This window comes from Desulfobaculum xiamenense, from assembly GCF_011927665.1.
Classification (GTDB): Bacteria; Desulfobacterota; Desulfovibrionia; order Desulfovibrionales; family Desulfovibrionaceae; genus Desulfobaculum; species Desulfobaculum xiamenense.
In genome coordinates, this window is sequence record NZ_JAATJA010000004.1 from 23,792 (window position 1) to 40,465 (window position 16,674).

Annotated in this window: 10 protein-coding genes; 4 read left to right on the plus strand and 6 right to left on the minus strand. The window is 65.9% G+C overall.

Going from position 1 to position 16,674, the window contains the following annotated elements:
- Window positions 1-18 precede the first annotated feature (18 nt).
- Complete coding sequence (locus GGQ74_RS14150; protein ID WP_167942251.1) at window positions 19-4,269, plus strand: acyl-CoA dehydratase activase; 4,251 nt, start codon at window positions 19-21, stop codon at window positions 4,267-4,269.
- A gap of 300 nt (window positions 4,270-4,569) precedes the next feature.
- On the opposite strand, the gene GGQ74_RS14155 is transcribed toward GGQ74_RS14150, so the two are convergent.
- From GGQ74_RS14155 to GGQ74_RS14165, 3 genes are read right to left on the minus strand one after another with little or no spacing between them, the layout of a single operon-like run.
- Window positions 4,570-5,940 carry a sigma-54-dependent transcriptional regulator gene (locus GGQ74_RS14155; RefSeq protein ID WP_167942252.1) on the minus strand — a complete coding sequence of 457 codons (1,371 nt, stop codon included), beginning with the start codon at window positions 5,938-5,940 and terminating at the stop codon, window positions 4,570-4,572.
- Between the two features lie 18 nt (window positions 5,941-5,958).
- Window positions 5,959-7,395 (minus strand): ATP-binding protein, encoded by a 1,437-nt coding sequence (locus GGQ74_RS14160; protein ID WP_342448630.1) that lies wholly within the window; start codon window positions 7,393-7,395, stop codon window positions 5,959-5,961.
- Between the two features lie 19 nt (window positions 7,396-7,414).
- Window positions 7,415-8,590 (minus strand): pyridoxal phosphate-dependent aminotransferase, encoded by a 1,176-nt coding sequence (locus tag GGQ74_RS14165; RefSeq protein WP_167942253.1) that lies wholly within the window; start codon window positions 8,588-8,590, stop codon window positions 7,415-7,417.
- A gap of 211 nt (window positions 8,591-8,801) precedes the next feature.
- Between GGQ74_RS14165 and sfsA the strand changes: the two genes are divergently transcribed.
- A complete protein-coding gene (sfsA, locus tag GGQ74_RS14170) occupies window positions 8,802-9,521 on the plus strand; it encodes a DNA/RNA nuclease SfsA (RefSeq protein WP_209280223.1) in 720 nt (239 codons plus the stop codon).
- Between the two features lie 311 nt (window positions 9,522-9,832).
- On the opposite strand, the gene GGQ74_RS14175 is transcribed toward sfsA, so the two are convergent.
- The gene (locus tag GGQ74_RS14175) at window positions 9,833-11,881 is read right to left on the minus strand and encodes a ribonuclease catalytic domain-containing protein (RefSeq protein ID WP_167942254.1); all 2,049 of its coding nucleotides are present in this window, start codon (window positions 11,879-11,881) and stop codon (window positions 9,833-9,835) included.
- Window positions 11,882-12,082: 201 nt separating this feature from the next.
- Entirely contained in the window at window positions 12,083-13,357 is a 1,275-nt protein-coding gene (locus tag GGQ74_RS14180) for an IMP cyclohydrolase (RefSeq protein WP_167942255.1), read from the minus strand.
- A gap of 125 nt (window positions 13,358-13,482) precedes the next feature.
- Here GGQ74_RS14180 and GGQ74_RS14185 point away from each other — a divergent pair, with 125 nt between their 5' ends.
- Window positions 13,483-13,824 carry a hypothetical protein gene (locus GGQ74_RS14185; protein ID WP_167942256.1) on the plus strand — a complete coding sequence of 114 codons (342 nt, stop codon included), beginning with the start codon at window positions 13,483-13,485 and terminating at the stop codon, window positions 13,822-13,824.
- Here GGQ74_RS14185 and GGQ74_RS14190 read toward each other — a convergent pair.
- Window positions 13,750-15,171: an MltF family protein gene (locus tag GGQ74_RS14190; RefSeq protein ID WP_167942257.1), complete on the minus strand. Its 1,422-nt coding sequence runs from the start codon at window positions 15,169-15,171 to the stop codon at window positions 13,750-13,752. The genes GGQ74_RS14185 and GGQ74_RS14190 overlap by 75 nt on opposite strands.
- Window positions 15,172-15,333: 162 nt before the next feature.
- Between GGQ74_RS14190 and GGQ74_RS14195 the strand changes: the two genes are divergently transcribed.
- The gene (locus GGQ74_RS14195) at window positions 15,334-16,614 is read left to right on the plus strand and encodes an adenylosuccinate synthase (RefSeq protein WP_167942258.1); all 1,281 of its coding nucleotides are present in this window, start codon (window positions 15,334-15,336) and stop codon (window positions 16,612-16,614) included.
- Window positions 16,615-16,674: the final 60 nt, after the last annotated feature.

Here is a 16,674-nt window from a genome sequence, read left to right on the forward strand (position 1 = left end):
GACGACGGGGGCAAAGCCATGAATGCTTTGGACCGTGGGGCGCGCGGTGGGCGCGCATGCGCGGGCGGGCTTGATGTCGGCTCGGTGAGCGTGAAGCTCGTGGTGTGCGATGGCGATGGCGTGGCGCTTCTACAGCGCTACGAACGGCATCGCGGTCAGCCCGGGCGCGTGGCGCTGGTCATCCTGCGCGAGGCCGCACAGCGTTTCCCCGGCCTGCCACTGCTGGCCACCGGGACGGCGGGGCGACGCATCGCCGACGCCATGGGCGTTTCGCACATCACCGAACTGACCGCCCACGCCCTTGGCATGGCCCGGCTGCATCCCGAGGTGCGCTCCATCATCGAGATGGGCGGAGAGGACTCCAAGCTCATCCTGCTCGAAGACGGCCGCGTGGCGGATTTCGCGCTCAATTCCGTGTGCGCCGCCGGAACCGGGGCCTTTCTCGACCAGCAGGCCGAGCGCATGCGTCTGTCCATCGAGGACTTCGGCAGACTCGGTCTGGCCTGTGCGCGGCCGCCGCACATCGCCGGGCGGTGCAGCGTGTTCGCCAAGTCGGACATGATTCACCTTCAGCAGATCGCCTGCCCGGTACAGGACATCGTGGGCGGGCTGTGCATGGCTGTGGCGCGTAATTTCCGGGGAGCCATTGCCCGTGGGCGCACCCTGTGCCCGCCCGTGGCCTTCATCGGCGGCGTGGCCCTCAATCCGGCCATGCGTCGGGCCTTTGCCGAGGTCTTTTCCCTGTCCGAACTCATGGTGCCGGACCCGCCGACCACAGTGGGAGCACTGGGCGCGGCGCTGGCCGTGCTGCGCGATGGCGCAGGCGTGCCCCTGACCGATGCCGCGTGCGAGGCGCTGGAGCGTTCCCTCGACGCGGCCGATGCCGGTGCCGACCGTCGCGGCCCGCTTCGTGAGGAGGGGGGTGATTTCGACCTGCGGCATCCGTGCGCCGTGTCCGACGAGGGCACCGCCCCTGCCGCGACGGAGCGCATCCCTGCCTACATGGGCATCGACGTCGGCTCCATCAGCACCAATCTCGCCGTCATCGACGTCGAGGGCCGCCTGCTGGCCCGGCGCTATCTGCGTACGGCCAGCCGTCCCATCGAGGCCGTGCGCACCGGGCTTCGCGAGATAGGCGAGGAGCTTGGCGGGCGGGCGGACATTCTCGGCGTGGGCACCACCGGTTCCGGGCGCTACATGATCGCCGACTTCACGGGCGCGGACGTGGTGCGAAACGAGATCACCGCGCAGGCCCGCGCCGCTGCGTTCATCGATCCGCAGGTGGACACCATTTTCGAGATAGGCGGGCAGGATTCCAAGTACATACGCATCGACGACGGCGTCATTACCGGCTTCGAGATGAACCGGGCCTGCGCCGCCGGGACGGGGTCGTTTCTTGAGGAGCAGGCCGAGCGGCTCGACGTGTCCGTCATCGGCGAATTCGAGGACCGTGCGCTGGAGGCCCCCGCTCCGTGCCGCCTTGGCGAGCGGTGCACGGTGTTTATGGAGAACAGCCTCATGGCTGGGCTGTCGCGCGGGGCGCAGGTGGATGACCTACTGGCCGGGCTGGCCTATTCCATCGTCGAGAACTACCTCGGGCGGGTGGTCGGCTCCGGACGCGTGGGGCACAACGTTTTCTTTCAGGGCGGCACGGCTTCGAACCGCGCTGTCGTGGCCGCCTTCGAGCGCCACCTCGGGCGCAGGGTCACCGTGCCCCCGAACCACGACGTCACCGGGGCCATCGGCATGGCCCTCATTGCCCGCGACCACATGCGTGCGGCTGGTACGGCCAGCGCGTTTCGCGGGTTCGACCTCGCCCTGCGCGGCTACGAGCAGGAGTCCTTTACCTGCAAGGGCTGCGACAACCGCTGCGAGATCAACGCGGTACGCATCGAGGGCGTTGATGACAAAATGTATTACGGAGGGCGCTGCGAAAAGTACGACATGCGCCGGCCAACGTTGCCCGAGGGCGAGGACCTGTTCCGCATGCGTGAGCGCGCCCTGCGCGAGGAGCATGACCACCGCGCGGCGGCTCACGTCCGGCGCGGTGTCGCGGCCCGTCGGGGGCGCATCGGGCTGCCGTACGCCTTTTTCATGCATGATCAATTGCCCTACTGGTCCACGCTGTTGTGGGAACTGGGCTTCGAACCCGTCCTGTCCCCGCGCACCGGGGCGGGGGTGGTCCGGCTGGGGAGCGAGGCCGTGCTGGCCGATGTCTGCCATCCCCTGCGCGCGGCCATCGGGCACGCCCTGCATCTCGCGCTGCCCGTCGAGCGGGGCGGCGAGGGGTGCGAGACGCTGTTCATCCCGTCCTTCGTGAACATGAACGCTCCGGACGATGCGCAGGGCGACGGCTTGGCCTGTCCGCTGACGCAAAGCTATCCGTTTCAGGTGCGTCAGGCCGCGCCGACGTGTACGGTCGTCGTTCCGGCCATCCAATGGCGGCATGGGCGGGATGCGGTACTGCGCGCATTGCGCCGGGCCTTCACGCCGTGGCGGGTGTCCCTGCTGGAGCTTGGCCGGGCTGAGTCCATCGCCAGCGAGGCGCAGGACGCCTTCGAGGCTCGGTTGCGCCAGCGGGGGCGCGAGGTGCTCGATGCTCTTGATGGGCGTGCGCTGGTCGTGGTCGGTCGGCCTTATAACGCCTTCGACCCCGGCATGAACCTCGGCCTGCCGGACCGCATCGCGGCTCTCGGCGTGCGGGCCATTCCTATGGACTTCCTGCCGCTTGAGCCGCTCCCCGAGCGCTGGCGGGGCATGTATTGGCGGTCCGGGCAACGCATGCTCGCGGCGACCCGCGCCATCCGCCGCGATTCGCGTCTGTATCCCGTGTACATGGGGAGTTTTTCCTGCGGGCCGGACACGTTCATCCACAAGCTCGTGGAGCGCGAGTTGGGCGGAACCCCCGCCCTGTTCCTTGAAGTGGACGAGCATGGGGCGGATGCCGGACTCGTCACGCGGGTGGAGGCCTTTCTGGATAGCATCGACGCCCGGCGCGCGACGCGCCGCGAGGAGCGGGCGTCCTCGCTGTCGCGGCGTGCTCCGGCGGCATTCACCGGACGCGGGCGCACACTCCTTCTGCCGCGCATGTCCGATGGGGCGTACGGTCTCGAATCCGCGTTTCGGGCCTGCGGGGCCGAAGCGCGCGTTCTGCCCGAGACCACGCCCGAGGCCGTGGCCATGGCCCGCGCGCAGAGTTCCGGCAAGGAATGCTACCCCTTCACCGTCACCCTCGGCGACATGCTTAGCGCCTGCGCCGCTCCGGAATTCCGTTCGGACCGTGCGGCCTTCTTCATGCCCGGCGGCACCGGTCCCTGTCGCTTCGGCCAGTACGGACCTGCCCAGCGCATGGTGCTCGACGACCTTGGCTATGGCGACGTGCCCGTGTATTCCCCGGAGCAGTCCGTGCGACTCTACGACGACATGGGCATCGTTGGGCGTGATCTCGCGCGTCGCGCATGGCGCGCCATCGTCGCCTTCGACCTGCTTGCCAAGTGCCGAAACGAGGTCGGTCCCCATGCCTTTGATTCCGCGCAGGTCGCCGCATGTCACGCCGAATCCATGGAGCGCCTGCGCCGCGCGCTACTCGGTTCCGCGGACGACGTGGACCGCGCCCTTGCCCGCATCCGTGACGACTTCCGCTCCCTGCGCAACGGTCCGCAGCCCGGCGTGCCGCGCATCGGCATCGTCGGTGAAATCTTCGTGCGTTCCAACGAGTTCTGCAACGAGCGCCTGTGTCGATCCGTGGAAGCCCTTGGCGGCGAGGCGTGGCTTGCGCCCATCGGCGAGTGGATCGCCTACGTCAACGCCATGTCCCTGCGCGACGCCGCACGCCTGCGCAGGCCCGGACGCTACCTCGCCCTGCGCCTCACTCGGATGGTGCAGACCGCCATTCACCACCGCTGCGAAAGCGTCTTCGACGGCATGCTACGGACCACCGGCGAACCCGCGACCTCGGCTACGCTACGCGCCGCCGCTCCCTATCTGGGCGACTGCCTGCGTGGCGAGGCCGTGCTCAGCGTCGGAACCGCTGTGCACATGATCCGCAGCGGATGCCACGGCATCATCAACGCCATGCCCTTCGGCTGTATGCCCGGAACCGTGGTCACGGCGCTCATGCGCGGCGTGACCCGCCACCACGGCGTGCCCTGCATCAGCCTGCCCTTCGACGGCACGCGCTCGTCGTCCAACCGTCTCCAACTCGAAGCGTTCATGGATCAGGCACGCCAACGCGCCATGGCGCAGGGGGAGGGGGAGGCCCGAGCGTAGCGGCCGTCGCTGTGGCGAGGCCGTATCGGTCACGGCCGCATGCAAGCCGTAGGCTCGGCTGCGCGTAGCCCGAGCGTATCGTTCGTTGAGGGATGCAAGACGTAGGCTCCGCCGGCCAAGGGGCCGCTGGCCCCCTGGACCCCCGACATGCGATGGACGTGGCTGCCCTTTCGGCTTTTATTCAACAATTCCAATATATAAGGATTCTCAAGGGAATTATTCCCTTGAGCGGGGTCCGGGGCAGAGCCCCGGCCGCCGGAGGCCTCTCTTCCTCTCGGGCGGCCGTCTATCGCGTCGAGCTTAGCCAGTGATGTTGTATTTCTTGAGCTTGTACTGGAGGAGGGACTTGGAGATGCCGAGGGCCTCGGCGGCCTTGACCTTGACGAAGTCGTTGCGGGCCAGGGCGCGGCGCACGAGAGCGCCCTCGATCTTTTCGAGGGTGTCGCCGAGGTTGAGGCGTGCGGGCAGGAGGTCCACGGCGCTCTTGAACTGGGATTCCTCGTCGCGGACCTCGGCGGGCAGGTCGTCGACGGTGATGGAGGTCCCGGAGGCGAGCACCACGCAGCGTTCTATGACGTTCTGAAGCTGGCGGACGTTGCCGGGCCATTCGTAGCCGGTGATGTAGTTGAGGGCCTCGGAGGAGAAGCCGTGGATGTCCTTGGCGTTTTCCGTGGCGTACTTGGCGAGAAAGTGCGCGGCCAGAAGGGGGATGTCCTCGCGGCGTTCGCGCAGGGGCGGCATGTGGATGCGCACCACATTGAGGCGATAGTAGAGGTCTTCGCGGAAGGAGCCGGCCTGCACGGCCTGTGCGAGATCGACGTTGGTGGCGGTGACCACGCGGATGTCCACCTCGATCTCGCGGGCGCCGCCCACGCGCTCGAACTTGCGTTCCTGAAGCACGCGAAGGAGCTTGACCTGCAACTCCGGGGTCAGTTCGCCGATTTCGTCGAGGAAGAGGGTGCCGCCGTTGGCGAGTTCGAAGCGTCCGCGTCGGCTGGCGACGGCACCGGTGAAGGAGCCTTTCTCGTGGCCGAAGAGTTCGCTTTCGAGCACGCCGGGGGCGAGGGCCATGCAGTTCACGGAGACGAAGGGCGCGTCCTTTCGCGGTGAGGCGAAATGGATGGCGCGGGCCACGAGCTCCTTGCCGGTGCCGGAGTCGCCCTCGATGAGCACGGTGCTGCGGCTGGGGGCGGCCTTGTCGACCATTTCGAGCACTTGGCGCATCACCTTGGACTTGCCGATGATGTTGTGCAGGCCGTAGCGCTCTTCGAGGTTTTCGCGCAGCAGGCGGTTGCTGCGATGCATGTCGGCGAGCTGGGTGGCCTTGGCGATGGAGAGCATGAGCTGTTCGTTGGAGAACGGCTTGGTGATGTAGTCGAACGCGCCGAGGCGCATGGCCTCCACGGCGGACTCGATGCTGCCGAAGGCGGTCATGATGAGCACGGGGATGTGGGGATAGTTGCGCTGCACGCGCTCCAGAACCTCGCGTCCGGAGAGCTTGGGCATCTTCATGTCCGTGACGAGCACGTCCACTTCGGACTCTTCGAGGTAGGCCAGCGCCAGTTCCGGGTCCGAGAGGGCCGTGACGTTGTATCCGGCCTCGTCGAGCATGGCTTCGAGCACCACGAGGTAGTTCCGCTCGTCGTCGAGCACGAGGATGTTGTGTGCCATGGAAATGCGAACTCCCTGCTAATTCGTCGGGAAGACGATGTTGATCTGTGCGCCGCCCTGCTCGGCGTTGGCCAGTTCCATCCGGGCGTTGTGGCTCGCGATGATGTTGGCAACGATGGCCAGCCCGAGTCCTGTACCGTTGTGCTTGGTCGTGAAGAACGGGTCCGTGGCCTTGGAAAGCGTCTCCGGGGTGAAGCCGGGGCCGTTGTCCGTGAAGCTCACCCGCACGCATTTCTCGCCGGGACGTGCGGAGATGGTGATGCGTCCGCCGTCGGGCACGGCCTGCATGGCGTTGGCGATGATGTTGTACATGGCGCGGTAGAGCAGGTCCTTGTCGCCGCGCACGGTGAGGCCTGCGGGATAGTCCTTGACGATGGCCACGCTGCGGCCCCGGCACTCGTGTTCGAGGAAGGCCACGGCCTGATCGAGTATGCGGCCCACGTCCACGCTGTCCACGCCGGGCTTTTTGGGCCGGGCGTAGTCGAGGAAGTCGTTGACCGTCTGGCCCAGACGCCTGATCTCGTCGTTCATGACCTCAAGCATGCGGATGCGCGAGGAACTGCCCTCGTCGCGGGCCTTCTTGAGTAGGAACTCCGCGCTGGACTGGATGATGCCGAGAGGGTTTCTGATCTCGTGGGCGATGCCCGCCACCACACGGCCCATGCTGGCGAGTTTTTCTGCCTGATGCAGCTCGCGTTCGAGGCGTTCGCGCTCGGCCACGCGCTGGGTGTTCACCTCGTCGGCCTTGTGGATCATAGCCATGAGCACGAGGAACAGGATCAGCGACGAGGTGAAGGCCGTGAAGATGATGAGCCACTGGAAGCTGATGACGGTCTTGTAGTCGTCGGTGATGTCCTGCGTGAATTCGAGGATGCCCATGATTTGGCCGGTGGGGCCGCCGGGGAACAGGCTGCGCTCCGTGCGCAGCGGGTACACCGTGCGCAGGACCACGCTCTTGGGCTGCATGTCGAAGTCGAACATGGCCCGCCACGCGGGCACGCGGCTTATGACCTCGAAGCTGTGGCGCAGCTCCGCCACGGCCTGCCGTACGGCCGTCCCCGCAAGGTCTCGCCGTCCCACCACATCCTTGTTCAGCGAGAAGGATACGACCTCCTCGTTGTCGTAGATGCGGAATTCGAAGACGTGCTGGCCGTGGATGGTCTCCTTGATCACGCGCTCCAACTGCTGGAACTGCTCCGGATTCTGCAACTCGATGTGGCGGAAGCGGAGCAGGGTGGGCACGGTGAAGCGCTGGAAGACCTGATGGTTGATGTTTTCGGCCAGAAGCATGGCAAACTCCTGCTGCTTGGTGAGCAGGGTCTGCCGCGCGTAGTTGGCCATGACCACGGACAGGAAGAGACCAGACGCCAGAATGAGCGCCAGTGACCCCCAGGACATGAATTTCGCCAGCTTGAAGGGTGCGCCTTCAGGCATGGAGGTTCGCAGAGCGGTCAATGTCTCCTCCGTTTCCGCATCATTTTCCGAAGAGCACGTCGCCGACGCGGGTCAGCGCCGTGACGACGGTCTCGTCGGCAAGGGCGTATGAGAAGCGCACGCAGTTGTCGTCGCCAAAGGCCGCGCCGGGCACGGCCGCTACACCCGCCTGCTCCAGCAGCAGGGTGCACAGGGCGGTGGAGTCCGCGAAGCGCTCGCCGTAGAGGGCGCTCACATCGGGGAAAATGTAGAACGCGCCGTCGGGCCGCGGGCACACCACGCCCGGCCACGAGGAGACGATCTCCATGGCCTTGTCGCGCCTGCCTGCGAATGCGTCGCACATCCGGGCCAGCATGTCGCGCGGTCCGGTCAGCGCGGCCAGCGCGGCGCGCTGGGCGATGGAGCAGACGTTGGACGTGCTCTGGCTCTGAATTTTGGACATGGCCTTCACCAGATCGGGATGCGCAAGGGCGAAGCCCACGCGCCAGCCGGTCATGGCGAAGCTCTTGGATAGTCCGTTGACCACGGCCACATGCTCGGGGTGGCGCTCCCAGAAGGGTGCAAGGCTCACCGGCTCCGCCGGGGCGTAGACGAGCCTGTCGTAGATTTCGTCGGAAACCACAAAGATGTCGTTGTCCACGGCCCACTGCGCAAGGGCGAGAAGCTCGGCCTCGGAGTACTGCACGCCAGTGGGATTGGAGGGCGAATTGAGAATGAGCGCCCTCGTGCGCGGAGTGCGCGCGCGTTCGAGATCCTCGGGCGTGATCTTGAAGCCGCGCGATGCGCGGGCGGCCACCGTCACCGGTACGCCGTCGGCCAGCTCGACCATGGCCGGGTAGCTCACCCAGTACGGTGCCGGGATGAGCACCTCGTCACCGGGATCGAGGATGGCCAGAAAAAGATTGTAGAGCGCCTGCTTGCCGCCGTTGGTCACGATGGTGCTTTCAGCTTTGGCATTCGTTCCGTAATACGAATTGAAATATCCGGCCACGGCGTCGCGCAGCTCCGGGACGCCGGGGACCTGCGTGTAGCGGGTGAAGCCGCTGTCCAGAGCTGCCTTGGCGGCCTCGCAGATGTGCGCGGGGGTGTCGAAGTCCGGCTCACCCACGGACAGAGAGATGATCTCGCGCCCCTTTGCGCGCAGTTCCATGGCCTTGGCGCTGACGGCCAGCGTGGCCGACGGCTTGACCTGCGAAATCTTCCGGGAAATTCTCATAACCCACCTTTATCACGACAGAAGGCAATAGAAATTCACCCCAGCCTCGTTACGTCACCCCGGTTGTAGTGGAAATCGCCACGAAATGAAAGCGGGATGGCCGAGGGACAAGGCGTGGGGCCAACTGACGCCCCCCAAGCGCAACCTTTCCCGTCGGGAGCCGGACATCTTGAGGTTGACGTCCGCCCGGCTGGCACGCACAACCATGCCCATGAACAACGTAACGAACATGCTCCTGCCCTTTCCCTCCGGTTGCGTCGAGGGGCGGTTTCTGCGCAGGGTCAAGCGCTTCAGCGTCGAGGTCGCAATGGACGGCGGCACCGTCTGGGCGCACACAAACAATTCCGGCAGCATGCTTGGCCTCACCCGGCCCGGCGCGCCGGTGCTCCTGTCCCCGGCGGCCAACCCCGCCAGAAAGCTTCCCTACACCCTCGAAACCATAGATTTTCACGGCGTGCGCGTGGGCGTGAACACCCTCACCCCGAATCGCATGCTCAAGGCCGCGTTCCACGCCGGGCGCATCCCCGGCATGGCGGGCTATTCCACTTTTCGCGCCGAGGCCGTCATCGGCGACTCGCGGCTCGACGCACGCCTCGACGGGCCGCAGGGAACCCTCTACATCGAGGCCAAGAATGTCACCCTCGTCGAGGACGACATCGCCGTCTTCCCCGATGCTGTCACCGAACGCGGGCAGAAGCACCTGCGCGAGCTCATGAGCCTCGCGGCACAGGGTGTGCGCGTGGCCTCCTTCTACCTCATCCAGCGTTGCGACGCCTCCTGCTTCGGCCCCGCCGACTTCATCGACCCGGAATTCGCACGCCTGCTCTGGCAGGCCGCCGAGTGCGGCGTCGAAATCTGGCCGTATATGGCCGACGTCACCGCCCACGGCATCGACCTCGGCCCGGCCCTGCCGCTGGTGCGCAGAGGGTAGCCCTCTCGCGATGGAGTGGGGGCGAAGAGAGGCCTCCGGCGGCCGGGGCTTTGCCCCGGACCCCAGTCAAGGGGGTGACCCCCTTGACAATCCTCACTAGGGCTTCGTCGTGCAAAGCCGTACGTCCCGCCAAGGGCAGACGGCCTATCGCAAATCGGGGTTCCAAGGGGCCAGCGGCCCCTTGGCCGGCGGAGCCTACGTCTTGCACCTGTAAACGAACGATACGCTCGGGCTACGCGACTGCGACGCGAAAAAGGCGCGGGAGCGATGCTCCCGCGCCTTTTCGGTGCGTGCGGCGAGGGGGGAGGGGGTTATTCCTCCAGAGCCTCGACGATGCGGATTTCGTTGAGCAGCGGATTGATCTTGTTGAGTCGGACGGCGAAGCGCTGGCCGGGGTAGATCTTTTCGCCGAACATTTTCTGCGGCGCGCGCAGGTAGAGTTGCTGCTCGGGCAGGGCCACGGAGACGAGCGGGCCGTCGTCCACGGCCACGGCGGAGAAGTAGTCGTGCTTGTGCTGGCTGAAGTAGACGAGCTTCCAATAGCGCGGACGGTAGCGCTGGATGCGCGCGGCGGCTTCGTTGCGGGCGTTGATGAGCGGCATCATGCGCGTAATGCGGTCCGCGTCGAGGCAGGGTTCGCCGTCGAGGAGGTAGCTTAGCACCTGCGCCATGTTGAGCAGGTCCGGGTAGCGCCGAAGCGGCGAGGTGATGGGGCTGTAGGCCGTCACCGCGAGGGTCGCGTGGCGCTTGGGGACCAGTTCGAGATAGGTGGGGGCCATGAGGCGCACCACGCGGTAGGAGTCTTCCGGCGTGGACCACACGCCCGCGGCGTCGCCGGGGAGGGTGATGTCCTGCGTGCGATAGAGCAGGGGAATGCCCTTTTCGCGTGCCCAGTTGCCCAGCGCCGAGTTGGCGAGGATCATGAATTCGCTGACGAGGAGCTGTGCGCGGGGCGTTTCGGGGCGCTGGCTGATGGTGACCTTGGTGGCCGCGCCTTCGCCTTCGAGCGCGATGTCCGGGTCCGGGCGATCCACGATGACCGCGCCGTCGGCGATGCGCAGGTCGCGCAGGCGCTCGCCGAGTTCTGCGGCGAGGGTGATGTTTTCGTCGGCGGTTCCGGCTTCGAGGGCGGTCTCGACGGTTTCGTAGGTGGTGTTTTCGGCAAGGCGCACCCACGCGTGACGCGGGGTGGCGCGCACGAGGCGTCCCTCGGGGGAGAGGAGGCAGTCCACCACAAGGGCGGGGCGCGGCTCTCCGGCGGCGAGGCTGTACATGCCCAGACCGTAGCGCTCGGGCAGCATGTGGCTGGTGCCCTCGGGCAGGTAGAGGCTGGAGGCGCGGTCGCGCACGGCGCGGTCGAGGGGGGAGTCGAACTCCCACGTCAGGGACGGGCAGGCCAGCGCGATTTGCAGGCGCAGGGTGCCGTCGGCGAGGCGGCGGACGTGGAATGCGTCGTCGATGTCGCGGGTGGTGGCGGAGTCGATGCTGACGAAGGGCACGTCCTCGGGTTCGCGGGCCTGCGCGGCGAGCGCCTCGCCCAGCGCGTCGATTTCCGCGTCGTACGCGGCGGACCAGCCGTCACCCCAGTCGTAGCCTTCCTGCAGGAGCAACTGGTTGAAGTGCTCGGGCACGATGCCCCAGGTCTGCGCCAGGAAGAGCGGCAGGAAGGGATCTTCCGGCAGGCCCTTGCGCACGGCGTTCCAGATGGTCAGTTCCGAGGAGCCGGAGGTGTCGGCCATGGCGGCGAAGAGCACATCGCGCAGGCGGGCGGCCATGTCGGCGTCCGGCTGCTTCGGGGCCTTCGTGCCCTTGGTGCGGGCGTCCCAGAGGGCGTGGAAGAAGGACTGGCCCTCGGCCACGACGAGCTCGCGCTCCTTGCGGGCGGCTTCCTCGGCGAGGCGCTTCTGCACGGTCTCCTCGGGGTATATCTCGAAATCCGGAGGCGAAAATTTGAAATGGCTTTTGTGGTCGAGGAGCATGCGGCCCATGGCGGCGATCTGGTCGATGTCCGGGGTGTCCCAGACGAGACCGGCGAACCATTCGGTGGAGGCGTGATCCAGCTCGCCCTGCGCGAAGTCCCAGATGGCGGCGGGGTCGACCTCGGTCATGAGGGCGTCGCGTCGCTCGTGGTGCTGGCGCAGCTTGTCCATGATGGCCTCGCGGGTCTGGGCGGCGTCGTACGCCGGACCGGACCACGGCAGAAGGCGCGCGGCCGGAAGTTTGGTCTCGCGGCTGTTGATGGTCAGAAGCCGATAGCGCCCGGACTGCTCTTCGAGCACCCAGGCGAGAAGCGGGCGGTTGGCCTGCATGAATTCCACGATGCAGCCGGGAGCGGGGTATCGAACGATGGGTGAACTCATGGATTCCTTCATACCTTTTGAGCCACGAGAGGGGAATCCCCATTTCTCGCGGTGAGAAAGGGGGGCTTCCCCTCTTGCGGCTCCTTCTCCGTGCGGATTTTTCCGGACGGAGCGCCACGGGGTGCCGTGGCGGGAGTGCAGGCCGGACGCGTCCGGCTGATATGGTGAATGCGCCCCGGCGTGGCCGGGGCGCAACATGCCCTAGTGCTTGAAGGAGCGCTGGCCGGTGAAGACCATCGCCACCTGCGGCGTCGCCTCGTTCACGGCGCCGATGATCTCCCAGTCGCGGATGGAGCCGCCGGGCTGGGCAATGGCGGTGACGCCCTGCGCCAGCGCGACGTCCACGCCGTCGCGGAAGGGGAAGAAGCCGTCGGAGACGAGCACGGAACCGGCAAGGCCGCCGCGGGCCTCGCTGGTGCGCGCCTCGATGTCGGCCAGCCGTTTGGCGGCGTCCTCGTCGGTGCGGGCGCGCAGCTTGAATTCGTAGAGGGAGCAGCCTTCCTCGTCGAAGCACAGCAGGTCGGCGTACTTGGTGTAGGCCTTGTGGATGGTGAGCTCCACGCAGCCCACGCGGTCCTGCTCGCCGGTGCCGATGGCGGTGGTCACGCCGTCCTTGGCGAAGATGACGGAGTTGGAGGTCACGCCTGCCTCGACGGCCCACGCGAAGATGAGGTCTTCGGTCTCGCTCTCGTTCGGCTTGCGGGCGATGTAGGTCGCGCCGTCCTTTTCCGCCTCGGCGGGAATGAAGTCGTCGGCGCAGAGGATGCGGTTGCGGAAGGAAACCTGCGCCACGATGCCGCCATCGTTCAGGGACTTGAGATCGAGGAAGGGCACGCCGACCAGCTTTTCGAGGTTGGCGAGGCCGGGAATCTGCAGAATGCGCAGGTTCTTGCGCTTCTTGAGGATTTCGAGGCTGTTGCCCTCGTATGCCGGGGCGGCCACGACTTCGAAGTACGAGGAGTTGATGAGCTCGGCGGTTGTTTCGTCAACGGGACGGTTGACCACCACGGCTCCGCCGAAGGCTGCGATGCGGTCCGAGCGGAAGGCGCGTTCCACGGCCACGGCGATGCCCTCGTCGGTCCATGCCGCGCCGCTGGGATTGTTGTGCTTGAGGATGACGGCAGCGGGCTTGGCCGTGAGGTACTGGAGAATGTTGATGCCGTTGTCCACGTCGGTGAGGTTGATCTTGCCGGGGTGCTTGCCCGCCTGAAGCATGTGCTCCTCGGTGAGGGCGGAGACCAGACCTTCGCCGGGTCCGCGCAGGGCCACGCCGTCGAGGGCGATGCCGCCGCCGGTCAGCTCGAAGAGCGCGGCGGGCTGGTCCGGGTTCTCGCCGTAGCGCAGTCCCTTCTCCTCGCCGTCGATGGTCCACGTGCGCTTGGTGAACGTGAATTCCTGATCACCCAGACGAATGGTCATCTCGCCCGGAAACGGGTCCTGGGCGAGTGTGCGGTACATCTTTTTCAGATCGCTCATGCTGGTCTCCTCAGATTTACGTGGTGAAGAAGTGCTGTTAGCATACCGCCGCGCGCGGGGCAATTTCGGCAACAGCCCCTGCCCGGCGCAGGATTCCATACAATACGAAGACTTGGAGACAAACAGTGGACAAGGCTCTGTGCAAGCTTGCCCGTCAGCTTCTGGCCTACGATGAGGCCTCGCTGGTGAACCTTTGGGAAAAATACGCCGAAATCGTGGAGAGCTACGAGCCGACGGCGCGTTGGGAGGAGGCTGTGGTCGTCCTCGGGATGATCCAGTCCGTGCGCTTCCGCAATCAGCTCATCAATCATCATACCCGCGAGATGTCCGATCCCGGCGACGGACCGGCTCCCGTGGCTCCCGAGGTGGTGCGCCCCGTGGGCGCGGCGGCCTCAGAGGGGGGACATGGCGGTAAAGGCGGCAAGCTGTTGCGCTTCCGGCCGCGACAGGACGACGAGACCGTGTAGGACGTAGTAGTAGTACCGCACATTGTCCACGTAGTGGACCACTTCCCGCCCGCGCGTGTATCCGTAGCGCGCATTTCTGTAATACTTCTCGTAGGACAGCTTCGGGAACGATTCCTTCAGTTCCAGCCATGACGTGCCCGTTCCCCCGAGGGAGCGGGCAAGTTCCATGGCGTCCTCCACGTGTCCGCGGCCGCGGTTGTAGGCGGCGAGGGTGAAGAACCACCGCTGGTAGGGCGAGAGGCCCGTGTCCTCGAAGGAACGGTAGAGTTCCTTGAGGTAGCGCGCTCCGCCGTCGATGCTCTGGAAGGGGTCGTTGCGGTTCACGCCGAGGTCGGCGGCCGTGGCCTGCGTGAGCTGCATGAGGCCGCGCACGCCGGTCTTGCTTTCCGCACGCGGGTTGAAGCGCGACTCCTGATAGATGAGCGCGACCAGTAGCAGCGGGTCGATGCCGTTCTCGCGCGCGGCGGACAGAATCTGTTCCTCGTAGCGTGGCAGCTTGTTGCGCAGCGTCTTCAACAGGTGGTACAGTTCGTAGTAGTCAGTTTCTTCTGGCAGGAAGCCGAAGTAGCGCTCGCGCATGCTGGCGAAGGTGTCGCTCTCGATGGTGCGTCCCCAGAAATCGTCGAGGGCGCGGGCCAGTTCGGGCGAGCGTTCGCTCCAGAACCACCGATATTCGATGTCTCCGGGCAGGCGTCTGTCTGCCTTGACCGTGTGATAGAAGGGCTGAAGCAACTGGAAGCGGCCGGAGTCCACCAGCGCGGCGGAAGGGCCGTCGCTGTCTTCGGAGTCGAGCGCTTCGAGGATGGGGCGCAGGGAGGACTGGTTGGCCGCCACAGGGGTGGGGGCGCAGCCTTCGCGGGGGGGCATGTTGAGGGCCACCGCGTCGAGGGCGGGGCCTGCCGCCACGAATACGCTGCCGCAGGTCTTGGCCGGGTCCGGCGCGTCCTGCGCCTTGATGAGGAGCGGTTCGAAACGGGCGTAGGCGGGGCCTGCCGCGATGGGTACGGCGAGGGAGTCCGGCGGGTTGGAGCCGAGGCCCAGCACCACGTCGGCGCGGCCGTCGCGCAGCATTTCCCATGCGTCATCCCACGAGCGGGCCTTCATCCAGACCCACGACATGCCGTTGTCGGCGCAGAAGCGGTCCAAAAGTTCCTGTTCGAATCCGGGACCGTAGGGGGACAGGCCGCCTTCGACCCACTGGGTGGCGGGTGCGGCGACGCGCAGAACGGGCTGGCCGATCATGCCCTGCCAGCCGATGGTCAGGGCAAGTTCAATGACGACGACGAGGCCGATGATGGCCGCGACAAGTTCGCCAGGACGTTTGAAAAGTCGTATGTGAACATCCATTGCTCATATCCTCACGTTGGGAGTACCGGGACGCCTACCAAGCAGATACGAGATTGTATTATTGACTTTATCGACAGCGTTTTTTAGGTAGGAATGCCTTTTGCCGTCTGGCACGGCGAAAAAGCGCGCGGAAAGCAGCGCTTCTTACAGAAGGAGAGAGAAATGTCAAATGTTGTTGTAATGGGCGCCCAGTGGGGAGACGAGGGGAAGGGAAAGATCGTCGACCTGCTCACCGAGAACGCCGACATCATCGTGCGTTTTCAGGGCGGAAACAACGCCGGACATACCCTTGTCGTGGGTGGAGAACAGCACATCCTCCACCTCATCCCCTCCGGCATCCTGCATCAGGACAAGACCTGCGTCATTGGCAACGGTGTTGTCCTCGACCCCGTCGTTTTTCTTCAGGAAGTAGACAAACTCGCAGCCAAGGGCATCGACGTACGCCCCGGCCGGCTGGTCGTGAGCAAGAAGACCCAGGTCATCATGCCCTACCATAAAGCCATCGACGTCGCACGCGAGTCGTACAAGTCCAAGGAACACAAGATCGGCACCACCGGTCGCGGCATCGGTCCCTGCTACGAGGACAAGATGGCCCGCATCGGCATTCGCGCATGCGACTTCGCCGATCCTGAATTGTTCCGGGCTAAGATCGAACGTGCCCTCGTGGAGAAGAACGCCCTGTTCACCTCCCTGTACGGCATGGAACCGATGGACGCCGAGGCCGTGTTCCAGGAAATGAAGGCCGTTGCCGAACGCATGATCCCCTACGTGGGCGATGTGTCCAACCTCATCGGCGACGCCATGGATGCCGGACGCAACGTGCTCTTCGAGGGCGCGCAGGGAACGCATCTGGACATTGACCACGGAACCTATCCGTTCGTCACCTCGTCCAACACCGTGTCGGGTAACGCCGCCGCAGGTAGCGGTTGCGCCCCGAGCCGTCTGAACGCCATTCAGGCGGTGGTCAAGGCCTACACCACCCGCGTGGGTGCCGGTCCCTTCCCCACGGAATTGACCGACGCCGACGGCGAGCACCTCCAGAGCACCGGAGCGGAATTCGGCGCGACCACCGGTCGTAAGCGCCGCTGCGGTTGGCTGGACCTCGTGGTCCTGCGCGAGTCCGTGCGCCTCAACGGCCCCACGGGCATCGCCATGACCAAGCTCGACGTGCTCGGTGGCCTGTCCAAGATCAAGCTGTGCACCCGCTATGGCTACAAGGGTGGCGAGATCCTCTATCCTCCGCAGGAGGAGAACGGCCTCGCGCTCGTGGAGCCGCTCTACGAGGTGCTGCCCGGCTGGAGCGAGGACATCTCCACCGCCCGCACCTGGGAGGACCTGCCCGAGGCCGCTCGCACCTACGTGAAGCGCGTCGAGGAGATCCTCGGAGTGCCCGTGTCCATCATTTCGGTGGGCCCGGACCGCGATCAGACTATCATGCGCTAATTGCGCGCCGCGCCATTGACGAAAGCGAAACGCCCCGCCCTGTGCGGGGCGTTTTTTTGT

Excerpts from the sequence above, each read along its gene's own strand:
- GGQ74_RS14155 (WP_167942252.1), bottom strand. The coding sequence starts at position 5,940 with ATGGCACACAACATCCTCGTGCTCGACGACGAGCGGAACTACCTCGTG.
- GGQ74_RS14180 (WP_167942255.1), bottom strand. The coding sequence starts at position 13,357 with ATGAGCGATCTGAAAAAGATGTACCGCACACTCGCCCAGGACCCGTTT.
- GGQ74_RS14195 (WP_167942258.1), top strand. The coding sequence starts at position 15,334 with ATGTCAAATGTTGTTGTAATGGGCGCCCAGTGGGGAGACGAGGGGAAG.
- sfsA (WP_209280223.1), top strand. The coding sequence starts at position 8,802 with ATGAACAACGTAACGAACATGCTCCTGCCCTTTCCCTCCGGTTGCGTC.
- GGQ74_RS14190 (WP_167942257.1), bottom strand. The coding sequence starts at position 15,171 with ATGGATGTTCACATACGACTTTTCAAACGTCCTGGCGAACTTGTCGCG.
- GGQ74_RS14175 (WP_167942254.1), bottom strand. The coding sequence starts at position 11,881 with ATGAGTTCACCCATCGTTCGATACCCCGCTCCCGGCTGCATCGTGGAA.
- GGQ74_RS14150 (WP_167942251.1), top strand. The coding sequence starts at position 19 with ATGAATGCTTTGGACCGTGGGGCGCGCGGTGGGCGCGCATGCGCGGGC.
- GGQ74_RS14165 (WP_167942253.1), bottom strand. The coding sequence starts at position 8,590 with ATGAGAATTTCCCGGAAGATTTCGCAGGTCAAGCCGTCGGCCACGCTG.